This window comes from Catonella sp. (assembly GCF_052169795.1).
GTDB lineage: Bacteria > Bacillota > Clostridia > Lachnospirales > Lachnospiraceae > Catonella.
Window position 1 is genome coordinate 1 of sequence record NZ_JBQNBU010000129.1, and the last position, 4,632, is coordinate 4,632.

Annotated in this window: 4 protein-coding genes; all 4 read left to right on the top strand. The window is 33.6% G+C overall.

Annotated features, from left to right (window positions below):
- The coding region (locus ACTTKP_RS11320; RefSeq protein ID WP_442554007.1) for a WG repeat-containing protein at positions 1-2,297 on the top strand (2,297 nt) is incomplete at its 5' end.
- Positions 2,298-2,402: 105 nt separating this feature from the next.
- Positions 2,403-3,011, top strand: a complete 609-nt coding sequence (locus tag ACTTKP_RS11325) for a hypothetical protein (RefSeq protein WP_442554008.1) — start codon at positions 2,403-2,405, stop codon at positions 3,009-3,011.
- Positions 2,995-3,708 (top strand): hypothetical protein, encoded by a 714-nt coding sequence (locus tag ACTTKP_RS11330; protein ID WP_442554009.1) that lies wholly within the window; start codon positions 2,995-2,997, stop codon positions 3,706-3,708. Before ACTTKP_RS11325 ends, ACTTKP_RS11330 begins: the two co-directional genes overlap by 17 nt.
- Positions 3,709-3,756: 48 nt before the next feature.
- Positions 3,757-4,503: a hypothetical protein gene (locus tag ACTTKP_RS11335; protein ID WP_442554010.1), complete on the top strand. Its 747-nt coding sequence runs from the start codon at positions 3,757-3,759 to the stop codon at positions 4,501-4,503.
- The last annotated feature ends 129 nt before the right edge of the window (positions 4,504-4,632 follow it).

Below are 4,632 nucleotides of genomic sequence, written 5' to 3' on the forward strand. Positions count from 1 at the left end.
CTATAGCTTTTACACTTATAGGAAATAAGGCTACTATTAACCCAAAGGTAAATGGTGACCAGATTGGAATGGGAAATAAGGTAAGGGCAATGGGGTATGGAGATGATGACAAGTATCCAAGTCCGGGATTTCAGAAGGAGGAGTTTTTAACGAAACTACGTTTTACTGGAGCTATAAACAACGGAAAGGGAAGCTTTACCCTAAACTGGGAGGATGCTGTTATCTATGATAAAGACGGTATTAGAAACAAACCGGGTGATGATATGTCAGGAGAAATCAAGTTTTCAGGCAAAATAGGTTTGGATGATATATATACAGAAGGCGGAATTGAATGGCATCCGGATTATATTGGAGGATTATTTGATCACGGCAAGTGGCTACCGAATCAGATGAAATTTAAGTGGAATTACAAGAGAGTGGCAGATCTTGAACTAAAGGGGAAAACGGAGTTTAGCACAGAGGAATTTGTTCAAAAGCTTAACTCAGGCTTTAAAAATGAAGCAAAATTATTCGGATTAGATATATCTGGAGTTGAAACCTTTAATAAAAAATGGGTAATAGGAGCAGTTGGGCTAAGACTTGTAAGCAAAACCGGTGTTGGTGGAAATATAAATCAGATTGCACAACAGTCATCTTTAGCAGATCCAATAATAATGCTTTTTATTTTTATAGATATAGATGGAAATATTACAGTTGAAGGAGGAATAAAGACCGAGAATTCGACCTCGTATGTAAGCGGATTTAATATCCAAAGAAATGGTTTTGTTGGAAGCTATGGAAGTCAGGCAGATAATTTCAGTGCAGAAAAACATATCAAGATGGATGGCTACACCTTTGATATATATGACAGTACTGAGAATAAGAACAGTTTTTCAGTATATGGAAAAGCTGCAGCAGAACTTAAATTAGGTGCTGGTCTGGGAGCAGGTCTTATGGTAGCAGGCTTATGCCCTGCTACAGTAACCGGGGAAGTATTTGTAGACAGTAAGATGGAGGCAGAACTTGAAGGAAAACTGGAAATTCCATTAAAAAATTCTAAAATAGATGGCAAAGCCAATATGGTAGCTTCGTTAGGTGCCACAGCAGAGGCTGATTTCAGAGTGATTATAGATAAGACAGATAAACCGAGCTGGGAATTTAAATTCCATCAGGAATGGCCGAAATCACTAGGAGAACTGATAAATATACAATTTCCTAAAGAGAATAAGAAAAAAGAATCAGTTGGTAAAGTGGTAGTAGACTTTAAATATGATGAGGTTCGTAAATTTAGTGAAGAAATGGCTGCTGTAAAGGTGAGTGGTAAGTGGGGGTTTATAAATAAAAGTGGTAAAGAAGTCATAAAACCAGAGTATGATGTAGCTTTTGACTTTGAAAATGGTTTTGCAGGAGTTAAGTTGAATGGAAGATGGGGATTTATAAATAAAAAAGGTAAGGTAGTAGTTCCAATAAAATATAATGCAGTACTACCAATAAGAGAAGGGTTGGCAGGTGTCATCAGAGGTTTTATATTTGAGGAAGCAGGATATGTGGATACATCAGGAAATGAGGTTGTTCCTTTTAAATTTTATGGTGGGCTTTCAGGCTTTTCTGGGGGATTAGCACATGTATCATTATCAGGAAGGCATGGATTTATAAATAAATTAGGAGAGGTAGTTATTCCGCTTAAGTATGATGAAGCAAGTGGTTTTTCTGAGAACATGGCAACTGTTAAGATGAATGGTAAATGGGGAGCTATTGACCGCAGTGGTACAGAAATTATACCTCTTAAATACGATGCTATATCTTATGAGAATGATAAATTTAACGATAGAATTCAATCTAGAGGATTTAGAGAAGGTATGCTATCCGTAAAATTAAATGGTAAATGGGGATATGTAAATCAGTATGGCGTTGAAATCGTACCTATGCTTTTTGATGAGGTTGCAATATTTTTTAGAGGTGGTATGGCTTCTGTAAGGTTAAATGATAAATGGGGTTATGTAAATCTTTCAGGAGATATTGTTGTACAGCCTAAGTATGATGATGTTAATGATTTCTTTGATGATTTGACATCTGTCAGCTTAAATGGCAAGTGGGGATATGTAGACAAAGCAGGTAAGGAGATTATCCCATTAAAATATGACTATGCTAAAGAATTTAACGATGGTCTTGGAGCTGTTAAGGTAGGAGATAAATGGGGTTATATTGATAAGACAGGAAAGGAAGTAATTCCGTTTATTTATGAAGATGCGGATTATTTTAGCGAGAGTCTGGCTGCTGTAAAGAAAGATGGCAAGTGGGGATTTATAAAGAAGTAAGGATGTAAATCTTTTATGCAACTAAGAAGCTAAAAAGTATAGTAGCTTCTTAGTTGTATACTAAAATATAAACTAATAAGAATATTTAAGAGGGAGCGAAAAAATATGAATAAAGAGACATATAATATTTTATTAGAGATTAAAGAAAGTACAACTAAGGAAGATTTACTTACGGCTATTAGGAATAATGAAAGAGAATTTTCCAAATACAGAGTATGGGTATTAACGGGGAAAGAAGAAAGTGATGCTGAAGAGGAATACCTACTTGTAGCTCAGACTGAAAATATAATAAATGAACTTAAGGATAATATAAATGCAATGTTTAATGTGGGTTATTCAACTAAAGGGAAGGAAAATATTAAATTATCGAAAACTGAATTTGGTGAATTTCCTTACATTAATGGTGGCACTAAAGGAAATTATAAAATTAGATATATAAAAGAAACATTTAAGGAGCTGATATTTTATGGAGTAGATTTAGATAAATACTTGGAATTGTCTGATGGGATTAATATCTCAGATATTCAGAATGAAGCAGTTAAAAAAATACTTGATATGTCTGAGGATTACTATGTTGAGGCTCAAATTGCTTATGAGCATAAGCCAAAGTATTGGAACTATTACAGGTCAGGAGTTGGAAAGAGAACTCTGTATATGATTTCTAAAGAAAATAACAAGAAGTTAAAAGAGGTACAAAATGATAAAATTATTTGAAAACTGGATTGATAATCAGACAAAGAACTTAGCAACCATACTTTTGGCGGTGGTAAGAGCTGTATCTCTTATATACATTATCATACTATTAAAACCTTTTGTTGTGAAACTATATAAACTATTTAAAAAAGAAGGAATTTTAGGACTTGCTAAAGAACTCAGAAATGATGTATGGGATATATATTATGGCAGTATCATATTTAAGCTTATTATCGCAATTTTGATATTTGTACTGATATACATAATGTTTAGAGGTGTGAAGGCAATGAAAAGTATTGTCAGAAAGATATTTATAGCACTTCTTTCGATAGTTGCTGTAGGATATGGTGTTGAGGGGTATTTATCATATAAATACTATATATATTATCCGAATCTTTGGGCTGAGAAGGCACCTTACCTTAGAAAACATGAAGAAGAATTAAGTGTTCTGGTTAAGGACTATAACCTGACAAACGATTTGATTGTTAAGTTGGGAACAATATTGTTAGGCATTACTATTATAATGGCAATTTTTACTCTTTACAAAAATTCTGAGAAAGATAATTTTGGAATATTTATTTATTCAACAATATTTTCTACAGCTATAATTCCTTTATTGGCTTGGCTTGTGTTAAATATCACTAATATCTATATATGGGGTATAGCAGTACTCGTAATTTTCGTAGTTGCATATATAAAGATAAAATTTATTTGCTGATGATTAGGAAATAATGGTGAACCTAGAATTAAATTAAGGAGATTCAAAATGAACAATGGATGGATGCTGAAACAAGCAGAAAAGCAGGATGCATTTAAGATTACAAATCTGACAAATTATTACAGAGGTGGAGAATACAATAATGTAATAAATAGAGCCTATGCGTTGGAAGAAGAAGGACTTACAGAACTTCCGCCACAGGTAGTAAGTATGGTAGAGAATATAAAGGATGAGGCGGAAGATTACAACCTGCTCTTTAACGAGGGATGTGAAATGCAGGAATTAATCAATTCAAAGTTCCAGACGCTTATCCTCAGCCATTATAAGAGAAAGTTAGCAATTATTTCTATCTTTGTATCAATAGTTATTGCAATAGTAATGAAGCCAGATATTTTTAATATACTTCCGTTAGTCGCTATAGTAGCAACCGTAATACTTTCGAGAAAAAGACATAGAAGCCAAAAAGATTATGAAGCTTGTGTGAGCGAATGTGTGAATACTATAGAGGATATAAACAAAAGATATCCGGATACTTTAGGTGGTAAGTTCAATAGGATTGACAATGCGTATATCCTTTCCCTTCCTAAAGACGTACAGCTTATAATACGCCATAACAGAGAACTTAAAGCAATGCATGCCCAGATGGAAATAATGGAAAGGAGACAGATTGAACAAACTGAAAGAATGACTGAAGCTATAGAGGAAAGTCAAAGCTTAGCAAGAGAAAATATTGAACTTACTGGCAGGATTTTAGAGATAGAGGAAGAAAGGGAAAGGCGTTATAGTAACCGCTAAGTATGATAATAGACATTTAAATTGTTGGAAATTCCATAGGAAAAATGGATTAAAGAAATTAGGAGAAAATAACAATGCAAAATACAAATGTAATGAAAAAATACCTTGGAAAAGACTACAGCAAGAATA